Below are 1,904 nucleotides of genomic sequence, written 5' to 3' on the forward strand. Positions count from 1 at the left end.
TGCAGACCTTTCGTCATGGCCTCCTACCTTTCTTTCGGGCCCCTGTCAGGGCCGATTCGTTAGCGCCCCTCCGTGTGAGGCGTTATTGCTGACGACATATTTATATCCAAAATCAGTCCATACTTCCACCTCGCCCCCGAACGGTTTTATATGAGGGGTGAACGGCATACACATATACTTCACGCATGGCGCACTTTGATTTAATAAAGTGTATTTACGTGCTAAAACGCGTTTTAATCCTAAAATCAAATGGAACTAAACTTTGTTAAACCATCCTCAAATTGCATATTTCTAATAAAGCTATGAATAGAATTAGCGATTCAAGCCGCGTCTCAACCATTTTCATTTTTATTCAGAAAAAAGTTTGTCCTATTCATTTCTGGTAAACAAATTACCGTTTACCAGACGCTTGATACCGTTCACCGGAAGCTCAGTATAAGGCCCAACGGATATCGGCTCGCTTTACGGCCCCATTTGTAACAACTTGACTTCTCGGTATAGAAAAACGAACCCGCTTCCCCTAGGGAAACGGGTCCGTTTTCGATTATCTTCGTCCTATTTGGATAAGGCCCTCGAAGATCATCGGAATCCTAGCGATCGAACTCCGCCAGCGCCTCGCCCAAAAGCCTCATGCCCTCGCGGAGAACGTCCTCGCTCGCGCAGTAGCCCAGGCGTGCGCCGCAGGGGAGCTCAAAGCGGCTGCCGGGAACCAGCAGCACTCCCCTCTCAGCCAACAGGCGCTTGCAGAACTCTTCGTCGTCCTCGGGAATATCCAGCTGGATAAACGAGGTGGACACGCCCTGCGGGGCCGTCCAGGAAACGCGATGCTGCGTATCGATCCAAGCCTGCGCGATATCGCGGTTGCCAAACACGATCTTGCGATTGCGCTCGAGAATCTTATCCTTGTGCTCAAGCACATAGGTCGCCAGGTCATCGTTGAACACGCCGCCGCAGATCATGGTGTAATCGCGGTGGGTACGGATGCGGTTGGACACCTCTTCGTCGGCCACGACCCAGCCCACGCGGGCCGCAGGCGTCGAATAGGTCTTCGACAACGAGTTGGTGACAATGGCCCTCTCGTACACGTCGACCATCGACATAAAGGACTCAGTGTTTTCGAGCGGCAGATACACCTCGTCGCACAGCACATAGGCGCCAGCCGAACGGGCGATCTCGGCAATCTGGCCGAGCGCATCGGCATTGAGCACCGTTCCGATGGGGTTCGATGCGTTGTTGATGCAGATGAGCTTGGTATTGGGACGCACCAAGCGCTTAAGCTCCTCGATATCGGGCTTCCAGCCAAGCTCCTCGCGAAGCTCCCAATACTCGACCTCGGCACCGGGCGTACGCGGAATCTCGTAGAGCGGCGCGTAGGTGGGCCACTCGGCGATGACATGGTCGCCGGGCTCGACTACGGCCATGATGGCGTTGAGGTTAGCGCCCGTGCAGCCATTGGTCTGCAGAATGTGATCGGGATTGACCTCGCGACGATACAGCTTGGCAACCTCGGCCTTAAACTCCGGAGAGCCCTCGATCCAGCCGTAGTTCATCTTCTCGCGGTCCAGGCGCTCGTAGAACGTGGCGCCGTCCTGCTCATCGAGCGCGCGCAGCTCGCCCATGGTGAGCGACGAGATCGTCGACTGGGCGATGTCCCACGTGGCGCTCTTCTCCCAAACGTTGAGCCATTCCTCAACGCCAATCGTCTTAATGTCCATGGCCAAGCTCCTTACAAAAGCAGTCATCCAACCGTGTTGACGTTCCTCATACAAGATTGGGGCGGCGCGAAAACCCGCACCGCCCCAATGGGAGACATCTAACGTCAGCTAGATGTATGTATTAAGACCTATACGGGTCCTAGAAGACCTTAGAGGTCCTCGCGCCAGAAGGGCATGCTCATGCAGCGC

The 1,904-nt window shown here is 54.8% G+C and carries 1 protein-coding gene; it reads right to left on the reverse strand.

The window, feature by feature from the left end; all coding sequences use genetic code 11:
* Positions 1–590: 590 nt before the first annotated feature.
* Positions 591–1,715: an aminotransferase gene (locus tag DWY03_RS09915; protein WP_117840759.1), complete on the reverse strand. Its 1,125-nt coding sequence runs from the start codon at positions 1,713–1,715 to the stop codon at positions 591–593.
* Between the last annotated feature and the right edge of the window lie 189 nt (positions 1,716–1,904).

Origin of the sequence: Collinsella sp. AF23-2, from assembly GCF_003459245.1 — a bacterium.
In the GTDB taxonomy this organism is placed as follows: domain Bacteria; phylum Actinomycetota; class Coriobacteriia; order Coriobacteriales; family Coriobacteriaceae; genus Collinsella.

Excerpts from the sequence above, each read along its gene's own strand:
- DWY03_RS09915 (WP_117840759.1), bottom strand. The coding sequence starts at position 1,715 with ATGGACATTAAGACGATTGGCGTTGAGGAATGGCTCAACGTTTGGGAG.